At 36.1% G+C, this 19,354-nt stretch carries 16 protein-coding genes; 11 read left to right on the forward strand and 5 right to left on the reverse strand.

All coding sequences use genetic code 11. The features are described 5' to 3' along the window. The first annotated feature begins 21 nt into the window (after positions 1 to 21). Positions 22 to 2,703, forward strand: coding sequence for a valine--tRNA ligase (locus H3R28_RS03375; protein ID WP_198208770.1), 2,682 nt, complete (start codon positions 22 to 24; stop codon positions 2,701 to 2,703). A 126-nt stretch (positions 2,704 to 2,829) separates the two neighbouring features. Beyond that, on the forward strand, positions 2,830 to 3,387 hold the full coding sequence (msrA, locus tag H3R28_RS03380; RefSeq protein ID WP_198208762.1) for a peptide-methionine (S)-S-oxide reductase MsrA: 558 nt from the start codon (positions 2,830 to 2,832) through the stop codon (positions 3,385 to 3,387). Positions 3,388 to 3,389: 2 nt separating this feature from the next. Here the strand turns inward: msrA and H3R28_RS03385 are convergent, their stop codons facing one another. The 5 genes from H3R28_RS03385 to H3R28_RS03405 form a co-directional block, all read right to left on the reverse strand. Continuing rightward, a complete protein-coding gene (locus H3R28_RS03385) occupies positions 3,390 to 4,721 on the reverse strand; it encodes an AAA-associated domain-containing protein (protein WP_198208760.1) in 1,332 nt (443 codons plus the stop codon). A 10-nt stretch (positions 4,722 to 4,731) separates the two neighbouring features. Then, entirely contained in the window at positions 4,732 to 6,456 is a 1,725-nt protein-coding gene (locus tag H3R28_RS03390; protein WP_198208758.1) for an ABC transporter permease subunit, read from the reverse strand. An 87-nt stretch (positions 6,457 to 6,543) separates the two neighbouring features. After that, positions 6,544 to 7,002, reverse strand: a complete 459-nt coding sequence (gene dut, locus H3R28_RS03395) for a dUTP diphosphatase (RefSeq protein WP_198208756.1) — start codon at positions 7,000 to 7,002, stop codon at positions 6,544 to 6,546. A gap of 5 nt (positions 7,003 to 7,007) precedes the next feature. Beyond that, positions 7,008 to 8,225, reverse strand: coding sequence for a bifunctional phosphopantothenoylcysteine decarboxylase/phosphopantothenate--cysteine ligase CoaBC (coaBC, locus tag H3R28_RS03400; RefSeq protein ID WP_198208754.1), 1,218 nt, complete (start codon positions 8,223 to 8,225; stop codon positions 7,008 to 7,010). 25 nt (positions 8,226 to 8,250) lie between these two features. After that, positions 8,251 to 9,021: a class I SAM-dependent methyltransferase gene (locus H3R28_RS03405; RefSeq protein WP_198208753.1), complete on the reverse strand. Its 771-nt coding sequence runs from the start codon at positions 9,019 to 9,021 to the stop codon at positions 8,251 to 8,253. A 23-nt stretch (positions 9,022 to 9,044) separates the two neighbouring features. Here H3R28_RS03405 and mutM point away from each other — a divergent pair, with 23 nt between their 5' ends. The 9 genes from mutM (at position 9,045) to thiL (ending at position 19,066) form a co-directional block, all read left to right on the forward strand. After that, entirely contained in the window at positions 9,045 to 9,908 is an 864-nt protein-coding gene (gene mutM, locus H3R28_RS03410; RefSeq protein WP_198208752.1) for a bifunctional DNA-formamidopyrimidine glycosylase/DNA-(apurinic or apyrimidinic site) lyase, read from the forward strand. 107 nt (positions 9,909 to 10,015) lie between these two features. Next, positions 10,016 to 10,285: a 30S ribosomal protein S20 gene (gene rpsT / locus H3R28_RS03415; protein ID WP_110437968.1), complete on the forward strand. Its 270-nt coding sequence runs from the start codon at positions 10,016 to 10,018 to the stop codon at positions 10,283 to 10,285. A gap of 232 nt (positions 10,286 to 10,517) precedes the next feature. Beyond that, the gene (gene dnaA / locus H3R28_RS03420; RefSeq protein WP_198208751.1) at positions 10,518 to 12,059 is read left to right on the forward strand and encodes a chromosomal replication initiator protein DnaA; all 1,542 of its coding nucleotides are present in this window, start codon (positions 10,518 to 10,520) and stop codon (positions 12,057 to 12,059) included. Positions 12,060 to 12,155: 96 nt separating this feature from the next. Continuing rightward, positions 12,156 to 13,280 (forward strand): DNA polymerase III subunit beta, encoded by a 1,125-nt coding sequence (dnaN, locus tag H3R28_RS03425; protein WP_198197210.1) that lies wholly within the window; start codon positions 12,156 to 12,158, stop codon positions 13,278 to 13,280. 30 nt (positions 13,281 to 13,310) lie between these two features. Then, a complete protein-coding gene (gene recF, locus H3R28_RS03430) occupies positions 13,311 to 14,420 on the forward strand; it encodes a DNA replication/repair protein RecF (protein WP_198210974.1) in 1,110 nt (369 codons plus the stop codon). Between the two features lie 108 nt (positions 14,421 to 14,528). Beyond that, complete coding sequence (gyrB, locus tag H3R28_RS03435; RefSeq protein ID WP_198208749.1) at positions 14,529 to 16,988, forward strand: DNA topoisomerase (ATP-hydrolyzing) subunit B; 2,460 nt, start codon at positions 14,529 to 14,531, stop codon at positions 16,986 to 16,988. 123 nt (positions 16,989 to 17,111) lie between these two features. Further along, complete coding sequence (gene nrdR, locus H3R28_RS03440) at positions 17,112 to 17,570, forward strand: transcriptional regulator NrdR (RefSeq protein WP_122123554.1); 459 nt, start codon at positions 17,112 to 17,114, stop codon at positions 17,568 to 17,570. A gap of 41 nt (positions 17,571 to 17,611) precedes the next feature. Next, positions 17,612 to 18,109: a transcription antitermination factor NusB gene (nusB, locus tag H3R28_RS03445; protein ID WP_196424697.1), complete on the forward strand. Its 498-nt coding sequence runs from the start codon at positions 17,612 to 17,614 to the stop codon at positions 18,107 to 18,109. 3 nt (positions 18,110 to 18,112) lie between these two features. Further along, positions 18,113 to 19,066, forward strand: a complete 954-nt coding sequence (gene thiL / locus H3R28_RS03450) for a thiamine-phosphate kinase (protein WP_198208748.1) — start codon at positions 18,113 to 18,115, stop codon at positions 19,064 to 19,066. Positions 19,067 to 19,354 lie beyond the last annotated feature (288 nt).

Raw genomic sequence — 19,354 nt, forward strand, 5'->3', positions numbered from 1 at the left:
TTAGTATAATAAAAATAATAAATGTTAGATAAAAAATTTAATCCATCTGCTTGTGAAAACGATATATACCATATATGGGAAAAAAATGGTTCTTTTTCAGCCAACCCGGAAATAAATGAAAGAAAACCTTTTGCCATAATGATCCCGCCACCAAATGTGACGGGTACCTTGCACATAGGACATGCCCTAACGATGACCTTACAGGATACCCTTGTAAGGTTTCGTCGTATGCAGGGATATGATGTGTTGTGGCAACCAGGTACGGATCATGCCGGTATTTCGACTCAATTAGTTGTTGATCGTCAATTAACAGCTCAAGGCATTGACCGTAAAACCTTGGGCAGGAAAAAATTTATTGAACGTGTCTGGCAATGGAAAGAGGAATCTGGTGGTCAAATTACCCAACAATTGAGACGGGTTGGTGCATCTCTTGATTGGAGGAGAGAGCGCTTTACAATGGATGAAGGTTTGTCTGAAGCTGTCAAAAAAGTTTTCATCACGCTTTATCGAGAAGGGTTGATTTATCAGGATAAGCGTTTGGTGAACTGGGATCCTGTTTTCAGATCTGCCGTTTCCGATCTTGAAGTCGAAAATAGAGAAATACAGGGAAATCTCTGGTATATCAAATACCCGTTAGTAGAGGATAATACTCAATTTATCATTATTGCAACAACTCGTCCAGAAACAATGTTGGGTGATACTGCAATCGCTGTTCATCCAGAAGATGACCGTTATAAAGATCTAATAGGCAAAAAAGTTATTGTTCCATTAACTAATCGTGAAATTATAATTGTTGCCGATGAATATTCAGATCCTGAAAAAGGTACAGGAGCAGTGAAAATTACACCTGCTCATGATTTTAATGATTTTGAAGTAGGTCGTCGTCACAACCTGAAATTGATAACAATTTTGGATGAAAGTGCAGCAATTGATCTAAATGAGTTATCTGAAAATGAAAAATCAGATTTTATATGTTCTTTACAATCATTACCTCGTGATAAAGCACGTAAAATCATTGTCGAAGAATTAAAAAAACTTGAATATATTGAAAAAATAGAATCGCATAAACATCAGGTTCCTCATGCTGAACGTGGAGGGGCAGTTATTGAACCTAGATTAACCACACAATGGTATTGTGACGCAAAAACGCTTTCTGAACCTGCTATCAGGGCGGTACAATCGGGAAGGATGAAATTCGTTCCCAAACAATGGGAAAACACTTTTTTTGCTTGGATGAGGGATCTGCAACCCTGGTGTATAAGTCGCCAATTATGGTGGGGGCATCAAATACCCGCGTGGTATGGTCCTGATAATACTGTTTTTGTAGCCTATGATGAAAACGAGGCTAAACAGCAAGCATTAAAATATTATGGATGTAAGCAGGAATTACGAAGAGATGAAGATGTTTTGGATACATGGTTTTCATCCGCATTGTGGCCATTTTCGACATTGGGGTGGCCAAATGAAACAATAGAATTAGACCGTTATTATCCCGGAAACGTGTTAATAACAGGTTTTGATATCATTTTCTTTTGGGTTGCGAGAATGATGATGATGGGAATGCATTTTATGAAAGATATTCCCTTTAAAACCATTTATTTACATGGACTTGTACGTGACGAAAAAGGTCAAAAAATGTCCAAAACCAAAGGGAATGGTATCGATCCTATTGAAATAATCGACGAGTTCGGTGCTGATGCAATGCGATTCACTATTTGCGCTTTGACAGGGCCGGGTCGAGATATCAAACTAGGTAAAAAACGTATTGAGGAATATCGTACATTCATCACCAAGTTATGGAATGCTGCACGATTTTGCGAAATGAATCAAGTGACTGAAAATACTGAATATTCACCATCCGATATTCAGTTATCCCTAAGTCAATGGATTTTAGCAGAATTATCAAAAACGATTAGACAGGCCACAGCTGCTCTGGATAATTTTCGTTATGATGAATATGCTTCTATTTGTTATCATTTTACATGGGATAAATTTTGTGATTGGTTTTTAGAATTTGCAAAATCAGCGTTTCAAAAAAATAACCACGATACAGTAAAAGAAGTTAGAACAATCACTGCTTTTGTATTAAAGAATTTATTAAAAATTTTACATCCCGTTATTCCGTTTGTAACAGAAATTATTTGGGCTGAATTTGGATTTGGTAAAAAAGGAAACCTGATCACGTCTTCATGGCCAAAAAGTTATGAATTAGAGACAGCTATTTCTCAAAAGGCAAATGATGAAATAGATTTTATAATAAAATTAATAACTGAAATTCGTGTTTTAAAAGCTGAAATGAATATCCCGCCAGCAAAACTAATACCTGTTCTGGTTAAAGATATTGATCAAAAATATTTCCAAATTATTGAACAATGGTCAGATGCCATTGGCAGAATGGCCAGAGTGCAATCTATTGCCAAATTACAGAATGAAATACCATCTGGTTCGATTCAAACAATTATAGATGATACAATTTTGGTCTTACCCTTACAAGGCATTATTGATATAAAGAAAGAAAAAGAACGCTTAACAAAGGAAATCGAAAAAATTGCATTGGAAATTGAACAGCTGAATAAAAAATTATCCAACCAGAATTTTCTTAGTAAGGCAAGACCTGAAATTGTTGAAGAAAATCGTGAACGGTTAAAACAGTTGGTAAAATCTGAAAAGCGATTTAAAACCGCTTTATTGCATTTAAATTAAAAGTAAAATTTTCAACTATTAAGGATGTTGAAAAGGTAATTCAATATCCTTTTAATTGTACAAATATTTACAAATATTATAATTGATTATTCATCAAAAAAATTTATCTTGTATAAAGGAAACAATATGTATGGAAATGAAAAAAATCAATTAACAAACAATATAGTTTTGGGTGGCGGATGTTTTTGGTGTATAGAAGCAATTTTAAAAAATGTTAAGGGTATCCGTACTATTATACCGGGTTATTCAGGAGGATATACTGAAAACCCAACTTATAAGGAGGTATGCACTAATCAAACTGGGCATGCCGAAGTGGTAAAAATCATTTATGATCCTGATACTATTAGTCTTGATAACATATTAAAATTATTTTTTGTTATTCACGATCCCACGACGAAAGATCGACAAGGTGGAGATATCGGTTCGCAATATCGTTCAATAATTTTACCCGCATCTGTAGAGCAGGAAAAAATTGCCTATAAAGTTAAAAAAGAAATTCAAGATGAAAAAATATGGAAAAATCCAATTGTAACAGAAATTAAAATGCTGGATAAATTCTATCCAGCTGAAAAAGAACATCAAAATTATTTTGAATTACATCCTGAAGTGGCTTATTGTCAGGCTGTAATTGAACCAAAAGTCCGAAAATTCCGACAGAAATTTATCGACTACCTAAAAAAATAATATTATGATTTATCAATATTCTTGTCATCTTCATCAAGGAAAAACTGGTCAGTTTCCTCATCAAAATCAAAAATTTCTGCATATCTGACCCAACCAATAATGGTTAACAAAGTCTGACGTGCTGAATTTGGTGACATGGTATCAGTCAATTCATCGCGGAACCTTTCAGCACTTGCTCTATGGTTGGGTCGTTCATCCAGAATGGAACGTATCGAACGAATCAATGAAACATTTTTTATCAAACTCTTACGGAATATATCCTTACGTTCTTCCAATTCAGAATTAACAAGTTTTTTTCCCAAATCAGTTAGGCGGATATCACCTTCGGCCATATCAGCGAATTCAAGCATTTGCAAGGTTTCACCAATAGGCAGTAAATCATCCAGCTCCATTTGCAGACTCTTGGCCAATTGAGGCAAATCTGCCTTTCCACAATAGGGTTCTGTATATAATGTTTCCATCATACCGATCATAAGATTCATTGACATACGTGGAAGCGCTGCATAACGATTATTTACCGCTTGTTTCATATCGATATTGTTTGGATCGACATTGATTGGATCACGATGAGTCATGAGAATATAAATCCGGTCAACAAATTGTCGAAAAGCCGGATCTTCCCGATTACGGGGATGAGGAAACGTAACTTCCAACTCGTGGGCAATTGTACCCGGATTTGAAGAAAATATAAGTAAACGGTCACACATCAATACAGCTTCCTCGATACTATGTGTAACAATCAAAATGGATTTTACTGGTAATTTTTTTTCTACCCACAGTTCAATAAGATCAGTTCTTAAATTTTCAGCTGTAAGAACATCAAGGGCAGAAAAAGGTTCATCCATCAATAAAAGATCTGGATGCACTACCAACGCTCTTGCCAATCCAACACGTTGACGCATTCCACCCGAAAGCTCTTTTGGGTAAGCCTTTTCGTAACCCCCTAAACCAATAAGATCTATTGCCTCTTCACTTAACTGTTCCATATTTTTTCGTGGGGTGTTTTTTGCTTCAAGTCCCAACTGAACATTATCTTGTACAGTCAACCATGGAAAAAGAGCGAAAGATTGAAAAACCATAGCTACATCCTTTGCCGGACCTGACAATAATTGGTTTTTCCATTTTACCTCTCCTTTGCTTGGTGGGGTTAAACCAGCAATAATTCTCAATAAAGTGGATTTTCCAGAGCCAGAGCGTCCCAATAATCCGACAATCTCCCCTTGTTTCAAGGTTAAATTGACGTTATCTAAAACCACCAATTCAGAATTATTATCTTTTTTATATGATTTTTGACAATTCTTGATTTGAAGTAAAATATCCTGTTTTTGATTCATGGTTTTTTCCTTAGATAAAGGACAAGCGTCGTTGCGCAAAACTATATAAAGGGTGCCAGACAATCCGATTGAAAAGAATGACAAAGGCCGACATTACAACCATGCCAAGTCCGACCTTAAATGTATTGCCCATTTCTGTTGCAAGTGCGATATATGATCCCAAACCTTCAGCAATCAAGGTTGTATTGCCCCAACTTGCTAATTCTGCAGCGATGGAGGCATTCCAAGCTCCTCCACACGCAGTGAGTGCTCCTGTAACATAATAGGGAAAAATGGCAGGTAACATAACCTTAAACCACCATAATTTTCCATGGATTTGTAAATTGTTTACCACCTCTCTTAAATCTCCGGGAAAATTTGAGGCACCACCAACAACATTAAATAAAATGTACCATTGTGTTCCCAGGATCATCAATGGCGTCAACCAAATATTACTACTTAAGTGAAAATGAACAATTCCAACAACAAAAAAAGGAAAAAATAGATTGGCTGGAAAGGCAGCCATGAATTGCGCGATTACCTGTGTTCTTTTTGCCCATTTGGAACGTAATCCCAACCATATTCCTGCAGGTACCCAAATGATACTTGCCAGAATTATCATGCTTATAACTCTTAAAAGTGTTAAAAATCCCAGCCAGATAACATATAAAATTTCATGAATGGTCAATTGGTCATGGACAGCGTGATAGATATAAAAACCAGCGATTATGCCCAGAAAACATAATACAGAAATATAAATGACATCTGATGTTTTTGTTGCAATGAATTTTTCATTGAAGAAATTATTTTTCCTGCCAAGAGGCAGGTTGGCAATCTTATGCATTAATTTACCAATAAAGGTCATTACCCACCGAATAAAATAGGTTTTATGTATAAGACGTAAAAACCAAGGAGCAGTGTCTGTTTCGCTTTGTGTAGTTTCAAATCTAAATTTTGATGACCATGCAACCAAGGGCCGGAATAGTAATTGGTCATATGCCAAAATAACAAACAACATTGCTCCAATTGCATAAAAAATTGCGGCCAGATTTCTTTGTTCAATTGCCATACCTACATACGATCCTATTCCAGGCAAAACAATGTTTGTATTTCCAACAGTGATTGTTTCTGAATAGACAATCATGAACCAGCCACCGGACATGGACATCATCATATTCCAGATCAATCCTGGAATAGCGAATGGAACTTCCAGTTTCCAAAAACGTTGCCATCCAGTTAAACCAAAACAACGTGCGGCTTCTTCCATGTCAGGAGGTATCGTTTTGAGGGATTGATACAAACTAAATGCCATATTCCATGCCTGACTGGTAAAAATCGTAAAAATTGCAGCCAGTTCGGCACCAAGAATTTTGCCGGGAAATAATCCCATAAAAAAGACAACTGTAAAGGTTAAAAACCCTAAAATGGGCACAGATTGCAATATATCGAGAACAGGAATTAGCAGCATTTCCGCCTTACGACTTTTGGCTGCTAAGACTGCGTATCCAAAGGTAAAAAGTAAAGAAGCGAAAAGAGCGGCAAACATGCGTAAAGTTGTACGCATGGCATATCCTGGCAAATAGATGGGATCCAGGTGTATAAGTTGCGCATTTGGCATATTCAAGGGTTGTATAACGTGCCGTGTAGCTGTTGCAATCGATACCCCTAGTGCAATCACACATATAATGGTGATTGCATCAAAAATATTTGGTTTCGATTGAACAGTTACGCTGGCGGGAATATTCTGTTTTTTCATTTGCCCGCCTAGTCCTCTTAATTGTATTTTATTGTTAGATTGAACGATAATTATTAACTAAACTCGATCATATTGTATAAAAAATGATCAGACACCCGTACTTCCGAAACCTCCACACGATCGTTCCGTTTCTTCGAGAATATCTGTTTCTTCCCAAACTGCCCGAATAACTGGGGCTATAATAGCTTGCGCAATGCGCATACCACGCTCGACCACAAAGGATTCTTTCCCTGTATTCAATAAAATTACTTTAACTTCACCACGATAATCTTCATCAATTGTACCGGGAGAATTGGGAAGTAATATTCCATGTTTCATGGCCAATCCTGATCTGGGACGGATTTGCAACTCATAATTATGGGGTAAAGCTATTTGCAACCCTGTAGGAATAAGCGCTATTTCTTGCGATAAGATTGTAATCGGTTCATTAACGGCAGCCAGTAAGTCCATTCCTGCCGCACCAATGGTTGCATAGGAAGGGAGTGGCAGCTCTATAGAATGTGCCAGCCTTTTTACTCGAATTCTAGGAAAGGGTGCCAAGGACATGTTAATTACCCCCTATTTTCTGATTTGAAAAATGTAATGATTTCCTGCGTCAAAAGATATCCAATCTTTTTTTTACTGGCTCTCTCAAAATGCTGCTTACCAGAGGATGACAGAATTGTCACCTCATTTTCTGAGCCCCCCATGATATTTGTTGAAGATTGGACATCGTTAACAACTATCCAATCGCAACCTTTACGTATTCTTTTATCAACTGCATTTTTTAAATGGTTTTCAGTCTCCGCTGCGAATCCGATAACAAGTTTTGGACGATTATTTTTAAGTTGAGAAATTTTTGCAAGAATATCAGGATTGATTTCCATTTCCAGAATTGGTGGGAGAATATCCGCTGTCTTTTTGATTTTATGTTTGGCAACATTCCTGACTCGCCAATCAGAAACTGCAGCAGTCATAACAGCCATATCTACAGGTAAATGTGCAAGACATGCATCTAGCATTTCATTAGCTGTCTTAATTTTTACGGTGTTTATATTGTCAGGTGGTGATAGTGATACGGGTCCTGAAATCAGGGTAACCTCTGCACCAGCATCCCGTATGCTTTCTGCAATAGCATAACCTTGTCTGCCTGATGAATAATTACCTATAAAACGGATAGGATCAATCGGTTCGAAAGTTGGGCCAGCTGTAACAAGTGCTTTCTTGCCTTCCAAGGGGCGATCAGGCACCAAGACATTACGAATATGATCTGTAAATTTATCTGGAGAGATAAGGCGTCCATAACCATACTCTCCACAGGCCATCTTTCCTTTTGCGGGTCCTGCAATGACCATATTTCTTTCTTTAAGTGTTTGTATATGATTTTGTGTAATAGGATTTTCCCACATATGAACATTCATTGCCGGAGCAATAAGAACAGGCATAGTTGGTGGTGCGGCTAAAATAATAGTACTGGCAAGATTATCGGCAATACCCAAGGCAATTTTTGCAATCAAATTGGCAGAGGCGGGATAGATAATTATAAGATCCGCTTCTCTGGTTAATGAAATATGTTCAATATTATGATTTTGGGTCAATGAAAATAAATCTTGGTAAACTTCATTGCCACTTAAGGTTTGCAAAGAAAGGGGAGTAATGAATTCAGCCCCTGATTGCGTCAAAACACATTTTACATTATGATGATTTTTGCGAAATAGACTTATGAGTTCTAAAGCTTTATAGGCTGCTATTCCGCCAGAAATGATAAGTAAAATGTTTTTGGGTGTCATGGAATTTTTTTCAAATTGTAACTAATTATATGCGCCAACCTGAATGGATTGCTGCTATTCCACCGGAAAGGTTTTGATAAGTAACACGTTCCAATCCAGCCTGTTCCATCAGAGATTTAAGTGTTTCCTGATCTGGAAAAGTACGAATGCTTTCTGCCAGATATTGGTAGCTATCACGATCCTTGGCAATAATTTGACCTATACGTGGCAATACCTGAAAAGACCATGCATCATATAGAGGGCGTAAAAAGGGAATGATCAATTTTGAAAATTCAAGACATAAAAATCTTCCCCCCGGTTTCAATACCCGTCGTGCCTCTTCTAGAACTTGATTCTTGTGTGTACAATTTCTCAAGCCAAATGAAATAGTTACACGATCAACAGATCGATCAGGCAAACAAATTTTCTCCCCATCAACACAAAAAAGATGGATATTGTCCACATATCCAAGGTCAAGTGTACGTTCCTGACCTACGTGAAGCATACTGTAATTAATATCTGTTAAAAAAACCGTGCCACCTCCTCGATTTAACCAACCAAAACTTATGTCCCCTGTACCTCCAGCCAAATCAAGTAATGTTAAATTGGGGGTGGGATGCAGCTCTTGAATAAATATCTGTTTCCAAACCCGATGAATGCCCAATGACATTAAGTCATTCATTATGTCATATTTTTGTGCGACACTATCAAAAACAGCCTTTACCATTGAAGGTTTTTCTTTATCATTAACTTGTCGAAATCCAAAATCAGTAATATGTTCGTTGGATTGAGAAGCGGTATCATTATTATTTTTCATACGATTAATTTTCAGAAAAACTTATGCCAGAATTGCCCGAAGTAGAAATAATTAGACGTGGATTGGAAAAAAAATTGACTAATCATACAATCCAAAACGTTCAACGCCATCGAATTAACCTACGTCAATCTATACCTATAACATTAGAAACATGCTTGGCAAATACCAGAATTGTAAAATTTAATAGACGTGGCAAATATATTTTAATGGAATTAAACAACGGATTGACCGTTTTATTTCACTTGGGAATGTCTGGAAAAATTATCGTGCAACCTTCTGGATCAGGTTATGAAAAACAAAAACACGAACATCTAACGATATTAACCCATGAAGGTGAATGTCTTCAGTTTATAGATCCAAGGCGTTTTGGAATAATAGATTTGTTTCCAACAAATACGATACATAATCTTTTAAAAATGATGGGACCCGAACCTTTTCCCGATACAGGGATTAACGTTTCCTCTCATCAGGCAATATTATGTGATTATCTTCATGAAAAATTTAAACTTAAAAAACAATGTATTAAAAATACAATGCTTGATCAACGTGTTATTGCTGGGTTAGGTAATATCTATGTTTGTGAATCTTTATTTCTTGCTGGAATTTCACCTTTTCAAAGTGCGTGTGAATTAAAAAGACAAGAAATTCTGTTATTGATTCAATCCATTCAATCCATTTTGCTCAAAGCGATCGAGGCGGGAGGATCTAGTATGCGTGATTATGTTCATTCAAATGGCGAAAAAGGTTATTTCCAAATGCAATGGAATGTCTATGGTAAAGAAGGCGAATTGTGTAATTACTGTTTACAAAAGGGAAGAAAAACAGTTATAAAAAGAACGGTTCAGGCAGGACGTTCAAGTTTTTATTGCGAAATTTGCCAAAAATGAAAAAATCATTGAATAATTCGCTTGACGTATGAACAGTAAGCTATTAATAACATGCATTAATGTGTAGTATTAATCCATTTAAACGAAAATAGACAAACAGGAAATCCATGGCGAATATCGCATCTGCGCGTAAGCGTATACGTCAAACTTTAAAACGCACTGAACGTAATAAGGCTCGCAAGTCGCGGGTTCGTACTTTTGTAAAAAAAGTTGAAGAAGCTCTTTTGGCAGGAAACAAAGAAGGCGCTGTTGAAGCACTTCGTCATGCACAACCAGAATTGCAAAGAGCATGCACAAAAGGTATTATGCACAAAAATACTGTTGCTCGTAAAATTTCTCGCTTGGCAGGAAAGATCAAGAATTTAAAAACAGCTTAGTTATTGACTTAAATATATACAGCAAATTACATATTTTGCTGTAAACTCGCTTTATAAAAGAAAACCGACGAATGAATATCATTCATCGGGTTTTTTTTACTTTAAATGTTGAAATAATAAATTATAATCAGGAAAATTTTGGTACTTTATAAAAGTATAAAAGAGGTGTATTTTAAAGAAACCGTTATAAAACATCTGCTTACTTTTCATATTCAATAAGTTTTCTTTACGTATGTCCGAACCCACAAACGAATCTCAAGAATTTAAATTATCGCTTCAGGATGCAGACTCCAATACACTTAAATCAATATTGGAAATACATTGGGGGCGTATTTGTAGCCGCCTGCAGGTTGAAGTTGGTGAGGTGGAATATCGTACATGGTTGAAGCAAATAACGCTTGGCGCAATTGATGAAGATGAACTGACCTTATATCTACCCACCCGTTTTCTAAGAGATTGGGTTAGAGCTCAATACAACAACAAGTTAAGTCAGTTATGGCATGCTGAACTGCCTCAAATTCGTCGAGTAGAGTTAAAACTGGCTTCAAAAATTGAAAATGATCAAATTTTATCTCTTAAAAACAGTTCCGATGCGGAAAAATATTCTGGCATAGATAATATTAAAACAGAATTCTCAAACCAACAAAAATCAGATACTAAACTCAATCATGTTAAGGAAGCCCATTCTATAAATGTTATTAATAATGATACCAGTTTGGGAGATAAGGCAAAAGAAGAAGATAAGCTTCCTTTACATTTACAGTTAGATCCACGATTTACCTTCGAAAATTTTATAGTCGGTAAACCAAATGAATTTGCCTATGCGTGTTCAAGAAGAGTGGCTGAATGCCCTTCAAGCACAGGGTTTAATCCATTATTTCTATATGGTGGGGTAGGATTGGGTAAGACCCATTTGATGCATGCAATCGGATTTGAATTGGCAAAGGCAGGAAATATTTCAATTTCCTATATGTCAGCTGAAAAATTTATGTACCGTTTTATTGCCTCTATTCGTTCTCAATCCACAATAGAATTTAAGGAAGAATTGCGATCGGTTGATGTTTTGATGATTGATGATTTACAGTTTTTGATTGGCAAAGACAATACACAGGAGGAATTTTTCCATACATTCAATGCCTTGATTGATGCGGGTCGCCAAATCATCGTATCTGCCGATAAATCACCTTCTGATTTATCGGGGCTGGAAGATCGTTTGCGTACACGATTAGGGTGCGGAATGGTTGCTGATATTCATGCTACAACTTATGAATTAAGAATTTCCATTCTAGAAGCTAAGGCGGCATCCGCCAAGGTAGTTATCTCACCAAAAGTAATGGAATTTCTGGCTCATAAAATTACTACAAATGTAAGAGAGCTTGAAGGGGCTCTAAACCGTTTAATCGCACATGCAAATCTTTTCGGACGTCCCATAACACTGGAAGCAACCCAAGAAGTTCTTCATGATATCTTAAAATCCCATGAACGACGTGTTACAATTGAGGAGATTCAAAGAAAGGTTGCTGAACACTGCAATATTCGTCAAACGGACATGACATCTGCCCGACGAGCCCGTGCAGTTGCACGACCAAGACAGATCGCAATGTATTTGGCGAAACAATTAACAAGCAGGTCATTACCTGAAATTGGCAGAAAATTCGGGAACAGGGATCATACTACCGTGATGCATGCCATTAGTAGAGTGGCTGAATTGATGGAAAAAGATTCTGCATTTGCTGAAGATGTGGAGTTACTTCGCAGAATGTTGGAAACTTAAGACATTTTCCTGTGGTATTTGTATTAGAATACTGCTAAACATTATAATTTATAGCATTTTATATTGTTTATATATATCTTGAATAGGTTTTAGTTAATGAAACTAAAGGTTGATCGTACAATATTACTTAAGGCCCTGGCGCATATTCAAAGTGTGGCTGAAAAACGTAATACTATTCCCATTCTTGCCAATGTTTTAATTGAGGTTCAGGATGGACAAATGACATTAACTGCGACAGATATGGAAATCGCAATTGTTGAAACCATTCAAGCGGAATCATTGGAAAATGGCGCTGTTACCGCGCCGGCTTCGGTTTTATATGAAATTGTACGCAAGCTGCCTGACAGTGCTATAATCGAACTGACCCATACAAGTATTGATATGCCATTATCGCTAAGGGCGGGCAAGTATGTAACCAGCCTGAATGTACTGGATGTAGAAGAATTTCCTTCCATGACGTCTGGTGATTTTCCCCATAATTTTCAGATTTCAACTGAGGTGCTCAGAAAACTTATTGAACAGACAAGATTTGCTATTTCAACTGAAGAAACGCGCTACTATTTAAACGGCATATATTTTCATATTACAAACAGTGAAAACGAAAATAAATTATGCGCTGTCGCAACTGATGGTCATCGTCTAGCCAAGGTCGAATGTACAATGCCTGAAGGTGCAGAAAACATACCTGGTATAATAATACCCCGCAAGACTATATATGAAATATATAAATTGCTGGAAGAAGCGGAAGAAAATATCCAGATCATGTTATCTGATACCCGTATTCAGTTAAATTTTGGAAGTGTCACATTAACGTCCAAGTTAATTGATGGTACATTTCCGGAATATGAAAGGGTCATTCCCAAAAACAATACAAAGGTTTTACGGGTTGGAAAACAAGATTTTGCTACAGCTGTGGCAAGAGTGGCTGCAATTAGTATGGAAAGATCCCGTCCTGTCAAATTGTCTTTGGATAACAATTCCCTTGTTTTATCTGCGAGCAGCGTTGACCAAGGCAATGCAAAGGAAGAACTTGACGGTTCACAAGTTCAATATGAATCCACGCCGTTGGAAATTGGATTTCAAGCACGATATTTAAATGACATAACCGACCAGATTGACAATCAGGTAGAATTTATTCTTGCTGACAATTCAGCCCCGACAATTGTTCGTGATGTTGATGATCCTTCTGCATTATATGTATTAATGCCAATGCGGGTTTAATATTCTTATTTAGATGCTTATATAATGAGTATGACGAAGCTAGAACGTCTTACTTTAACAAATTTCCGTAATTTTGAACGACTTGTTTGGACTGTTCCAAGCCAAAAAATCGTGGCTTACGGTCCAAATGCAAGTGGTAAAACAAATCTATTAGAATCGTTGTCCTTGTTGGTTCCTGGTAGAGGATTACGTAAAGCAAGAATTGAAGATTTGGCCAATAATAATAATCAGACTCAGGGATGGGGGATAGTAGGTGAATTTTCAAATCAGCAATATGATAGCAATTTTACACTTTCTACGGGTTGTTTTCCTTTTTCATCAAAACGACAATACAGGATTAACGGCAATATAATTCAAAATCAGAATGAAATTACCCGCTATCTTGCGGCTGTTTGGTTAACACCTCAAATGGATCGACTATTTTTAGAAGGTCCCTCTGGTCGAAGACGGTTTCTTGATCAACTTATAATTAGTCTGGAGGGATATTATGCCAAAGAATTGGCAGCTTATGAAAAATCACTTTTTCAAAGAAATAAATTACTTTCAGCAAATGTGTTGGATCATAATTGGCTGAAAGCGGTTGAAGAATCAATGGCAAGACATGCCGTGGCTATAACTGCAGCGAGAATTAATTTTATCCAGCAATTAAATCAAATAAATATTATACAAAAAGCTTTTCCTGAAACCCTGTTAAAATTAAATTGTTCCATTGCAGATTATCTTATGAAACATCCTGCCTTGGTAACGGAAGACTATCTGAAACAGAAATGGAAAATGAATCGAGATCAAGATGCGGAGAATAGATCAACTGCTTTAGGTTGCCATCGGATGGATGTTGTCTTTTTTGAAAATAAAAGTAATATTTCTGCGCAGATGGCGAGTACAGGTCAGCAAAAAGCGATTTTAATTAGTGTTATATTAAAACTACTTGAATTAATTAAAACAAATAAGAAAATTCAACCTTTGTTACTTTTGGACGAACCACTCACGCATCTTGATTCCTATCATAGGAAAATTCTACTTTCCAGTCTTCTTGATATTGATAGTTTTGTTATTATCACAGGGAACGAGATATCTGATTTTTATGATTTTGAGAAAAACTACGATTTTTTAAACTTAAATCATGGAAAAATAGTATGATTATTTATTCTTTCTGGTAAAATAAATGTTCTTTTATGCGCATTATTACCCATCTGTTGTTTAATAAAAATAAATATAAATTTAATTATTTCTGGAGCCCCATTGAACATGGTTAATACTAACGATAATTCAATTCATTCATCTCATTTAAATAATGATAGTGATAATGAATATGATGCCTCTTCAATTTCTGTATTAAAAGGGTTGGAGGCAGTTAGGAAAAGACCCGGCATGTATATTGGAGATACAGATGATGGATCCGGATTGCATCATATGGTATTTGAAATCGTTGACAATGCCGTTGATGAAGCCCAAGCCGGATTTGCCGATCAGTGTATATTAACGTTATGTAAAGATGGCAGCATAAGAGTCAGGGATAACGGTCGTGGCATACCCACTGATATTCATCCTGAAGAGGGAATAAGTGCTGCTGAGGTAGTGTTGACAAAATTGCATGCAGGGGGAAAATTCAATCAGAATTCCTATAAAGTTTCAGGTGGGCTCCATGGGGTGGGTGCAGCAGTTGTCAATGCGTTGTCTGAATGGATGGAAGTACGTATCTGGCGAAATGGTAAGGAATATTTTATCCGTTTCGAAAATGGTGAAACAGTTCAATCCTTAACGGAAAAAGGATCAAGTGATGAACCGACTGGTACTGAAGTCACCTTTAAACCAAGTAAAGAAATTTTTACGCATATTGTATTTGAATTTGGAATATTAACTCGCCGCCTACGTGAACTGGCCTTTTTGAATTCAGGTATGGAAATAATCGTTACAGATGAACGTGAAGATAAAGTTATAAAGGAAGAATTCCATTACGAGGGTGGTCTAAGTGAATTTGTCAAATGGTTAACTAAATCGAAAAATAACCTTATTGATCCCATTACCGGTAGTTTCTATAACGAAAAAACCAACATTAAAGTGGAATGTTCCTTGGTATGGAACGATACCTATAATGAACATGTATTATGTTTCACAAATAACATTCCCCAAAAGGATGGTGGAACTCATCTCGCAGGTTTTCGTCAATCCCTAACACGTATAGTGGGAAAATATGCGGATGAAGTTTTAAATAATAATAAAAAAGGATCCCTTGGATTAATAGGAGATGATATGCGTGAGGGATTGACCGCCATATTATCTGTCAAAGTTCCTGATCCTAAATTTTCATCTCAAACAAAAGATAAACTTGTATCCTCGGAAGTTCAACCCGCTGTTCAGAATTCAATATCCGATATGCTTGGCCATTGGTTTGAAACCCATCCAAAAGAAGCAAAACTAATCATTTCCAAAGCGTTTGATGCTGCTTCAGCTCGTGAAGCAGCACGTAAAGCCAGAGAGCTTACCCGAAGAAAAGGCGTTCTGGACGTTTCTTCCTTACCCGGTAAATTAGCTGACTGTCAGGAAAAAGATCCTGCACAATCGGAAATTTTTATTGTTGAGGGAGATTCAGCTGGTGGTACTGCAAAACAGGGAAGGGATCGCCGTTTTCAAGCAATTTTACCACTAAAAGGCAAAATCTTGAATGTTGAACGTGCACGATTTGACAGAATGTTAAATTCTGCTGAAATTGGTACGCTTATAACAGCCCTTGGAACAGGTATTGGTAGAGGAGATGTTGAACAAGGTGGCTTTTCTCTTGAAAAGTTAAGATACCACAAGATTGTTATTATGACAGATGCGGATGTGGATGGATCACATATACGTACATTATTATTAACTTTCTTTTTCCGTCAGATGCCTGAACTGATTGAAAAGGGATACGTTTATATTGCGCAACCCCCACTATACAGAGCAAAAAGAGGTAATGACGAACGATATTTAAAAAATGATGAAGCGCTTGAAGATTATCTATTGAAAAAAGCGATAAATAATACATCTTTGTACTTGGCCGATGGAACAGAGCTTAGAGAAAACGAGCTTGAAAATCATGTAAAAGATTATTCATCTATACTTCATCGTTTGAGATTTTTTGAAAAATATGCACCTTTATGGATTCTCGAACAAGCGGTCATGTGCGGTGTTTTAAACGAAGATAATATGAATGATCCAAAATGTCGCCAGGAATTACAAGATCGACTTGACAGTTTATCCGCAAAATCAGAAAGAGGATGGCAAATCAGTGTTGAAGATGGAATGAAAATTCATCGTGTAGTGAGAGGTGTCAAGGAATCTTATTCTATACCTTTATCCATTATTAAAAGTAAAAATGCTGCTTGGATTAATCAGCACAGGCAAAAATTGATTACTGATTTTAATGAACCTGCAAACTTGTCCATTGATAAAAGAGATGAAAAAGTGAGCGGTCCATCTTCAGTATATGAATTGCTAATGAATAACGGAAAAAAAGGTTTGGCCATTAATCGCTTTAAAGGGCTTGGTGAAATGAATGATGATCAGCTTTGGAATACAACTCTTGATCCTGCTACACGGACTTTATTGCAGGTAAAAGTGGGGGACCTTGAAAATGCAGATGAAATTTTCACAACATTGATGGGTGATGTTGTGGAACCAAGAAGAGATTTTATTGTTGATAATGCGTTGACCGTTGCAAACCTTGATATTTGATTTCAATGTACTTTATTAAGTTAAAGATAAATTGAATATCAATATCCGTATTTTAATCCGTTATTGTTATTATTAATAAAATATTATTACATTCATTATTTTATTAGGGATATAGGTTAAAAAATGTTCTGTCCATTTTGTGGAAATGAAGATACCCAGGTCAAGGATAGCCGCTCCACAGAGGACGGGACTGCCATCCGACGTAGACGCATTTGTATTAAATGCAATCAGCGTTTTACAACTATTGAACGAATTCAACCAAGAGACTTGATGGTTTTGAAACGAAATGGACAAAGAGTTCCGTTTGATAAAGAAAAGCTTGTGCGTTCAATCGAACTTGCAATGCGTAAACGTCCTTTTAGGGCTACAGATATTGATCAGATTGCCAATAAACTAGAAAAACAATTTGTTGATTTAGGTGACAATGTTATTTCATCTGAATCTATAGGTGCTGCAACCATGGAAATGCTGAAAAAAATTGACAAGGTTGCCTATATACGTTTTGCCAGTGTTTACTGTGATTTTCAGGTTATTGAAGATTTTGCCGAACTTCTTCCTACCCTTGAACATCATGAAAAATAGTAGATTATAATTAATATAAGTTTTTTAATTTTAGGATGATAATGAGCGACCAAAAAAATATAATAAAAAGGCCAAGAACGTTAACCCGAATTGCAGCGGTCCAGGCTATTTTTCAATGGGAACAGGGTATTGAAAAAGCTGCAAATTTATTGATAGAGCAATTTCTGATTCATCGTATTTCACCTGATTTTCATGATGAAACTTATATTGATGGTAAAACTCATATCCCTAACATTCCACTTTTTACTTCTGTTGTTCAGGGATTTGTACATCGATCTCCAGAAATTGATACAATAATTAAATCATCGTTACCAAATGAATGGCCTTTTCAACGATTGGATCCTATTATTAGAGCCATATTAAGAGCTGCAGTTACAGAACTTTTACTTGATAATATTGAACCACCAAAAAAAGTTATTATCAATGAATATATCGATGTTTCACATGCGTTTAGTAATGGTGATGAATCTGTATTGATTAATGGAATTCTAAATAATCTTGCTAACCGTTTAAGGAAAGAGATGGAAAACAAGGCCTAATTTATGGAATTGCCACCCGAATTTCAGATTATTGATCAATATTTTAAAAAATTAAGTGGCCCTGAAGCTCTTGATCTCACAGATGATGCTGCAATAGTATCTTTGAATCAAAATGAAGAAATTGTTTTGACTATGGATGCTATGTCTGAAGGTGTCCATTTTTTTAAAAATGATCCAGCTGATCTTATTGCTCGCAAATTGTTGAGATGTAATATTTCTGATATAGCTGCAATGGGGGCAAAACCATATGGATATTTATTGGCATTATCACTTCCAGATCAATATTTTAACCACCAGTGGATGAATCTTTTCACAAAAGGATTGGCCCATGATCAAAAGAAATATGGTCTTTCTCTATTTGGAGGAGATACAACAAAAAATTTGAATAATATGACCTTATCAGTAACAATGTTAGGAAAAGTTAGAAAAGGTCAAGCAATACGTCGAAATACAGCTAAACCAACTGACGGGATTTGGGTGACAGGAACCATTGGTGATGCTGCCATGGGTTTATTAGCTTTGGATGGTAAAATATCTACCAATCAGTATTTTATTGATCGTTATCATATACCTCAACCTAGGATTGAATTATCATTAAATCAAATTGCATCAGCGGCCATGGATATTTCAGATGGTCTTGTACAGGATCTTAGTCACTTAACTCGAGAAAGTAGGGTTGACGCAGTTATATATACCAATTCAATACCATTATCAAATGAGGCTAAAAAATTTCAAAAGGATTATTTTCAAACGTATATTACAGGCGGTGATGATTATGAACTTATTTTTACAATACCTGTTAACAAAGAAAATAAAGCACTTGAAGAATCTAAACGTGTTGGTATCAAATTAACAAAAATTGGTTATTGTATAGAATATAACAATGGTCAAATACACATTTTGGATGAATATGATAATGAAATCAAATTAGGGAAATTAGGTTGGAGTCATATTTAAAATTTTAAAGAACCAATTGATAAAAATATATATTTTTTATAAAACGAGTTGGCATAATATATATTATACGTTTTGTATAATAATTTATTAATTTATTTCCATTAATTATTCATATCATTTTTAATGATAAAATTATCTAATTTTTTATAAATACTCAATCGTTATTCATTAAAAAACTATTAACATATTTTTCTACAATTTAATTTCATTATTGATGGTGACCGAGTTTGTTCCGTTCACGACCGTGTCAATGGCCGTCTTGCCATAGGTCGTGGTCTTGCCCCAGCT

Origin of the sequence: Commensalibacter sp. M0268, from assembly GCF_016101925.1 — a bacterium.
Classification (GTDB): domain Bacteria; phylum Pseudomonadota; class Alphaproteobacteria; order Acetobacterales; family Acetobacteraceae; genus Commensalibacter; species Commensalibacter melissae.

Excerpts from the sequence above, each read along its gene's own strand:
- H3R28_RS03375 (WP_198208770.1), top strand. The coding sequence starts at position 22 with ATGTTAGATAAAAAATTTAATCCATCTGCTTGTGAAAACGATATATAC.
- msrA (WP_198208762.1), top strand. The coding sequence starts at position 2,830 with ATGTATGGAAATGAAAAAAATCAATTAACAAACAATATAGTTTTGGGT.
- H3R28_RS03385 (WP_198208760.1), bottom strand. The coding sequence starts at position 4,721 with ATGAATCAAAAACAGGATATTTTACTTCAAATCAAGAATTGTCAAAAA.
- H3R28_RS03390 (WP_198208758.1), bottom strand. The coding sequence starts at position 6,456 with ATGAAAAAACAGAATATTCCCGCCAGCGTAACTGTTCAATCGAAACCA.
- dut (WP_198208756.1), bottom strand. The coding sequence starts at position 7,002 with ATGTCCTTGGCACCCTTTCCTAGAATTCGAGTAAAAAGGCTGGCACAT.
- coaBC (WP_198208754.1), bottom strand. The coding sequence starts at position 8,225 with ATGACACCCAAAAACATTTTACTTATCATTTCTGGCGGAATAGCAGCC.
- H3R28_RS03405 (WP_198208753.1), bottom strand. The coding sequence starts at position 9,021 with ATGAAAAATAATAATGATACCGCTTCTCAATCCAACGAACATATTACT.
- mutM (WP_198208752.1), top strand. The coding sequence starts at position 9,045 with ATGCCAGAATTGCCCGAAGTAGAAATAATTAGACGTGGATTGGAAAAA.
- rpsT (WP_110437968.1), top strand. The coding sequence starts at position 10,016 with ATGGCGAATATCGCATCTGCGCGTAAGCGTATACGTCAAACTTTAAAA.
- dnaA (WP_198208751.1), top strand. The coding sequence starts at position 10,518 with ATGTCCGAACCCACAAACGAATCTCAAGAATTTAAATTATCGCTTCAG.
- dnaN (WP_198197210.1), top strand. The coding sequence starts at position 12,156 with ATGAAACTAAAGGTTGATCGTACAATATTACTTAAGGCCCTGGCGCAT.
- recF (WP_198210974.1), top strand. The coding sequence starts at position 13,311 with ATGACGAAGCTAGAACGTCTTACTTTAACAAATTTCCGTAATTTTGAA.
- gyrB (WP_198208749.1), top strand. The coding sequence starts at position 14,529 with ATGGTTAATACTAACGATAATTCAATTCATTCATCTCATTTAAATAAT.
- nrdR (WP_122123554.1), top strand. The coding sequence starts at position 17,112 with ATGTTCTGTCCATTTTGTGGAAATGAAGATACCCAGGTCAAGGATAGC.
- nusB (WP_196424697.1), top strand. The coding sequence starts at position 17,612 with ATGAGCGACCAAAAAAATATAATAAAAAGGCCAAGAACGTTAACCCGA.
- thiL (WP_198208748.1), top strand. The coding sequence starts at position 18,113 with ATGGAATTGCCACCCGAATTTCAGATTATTGATCAATATTTTAAAAAA.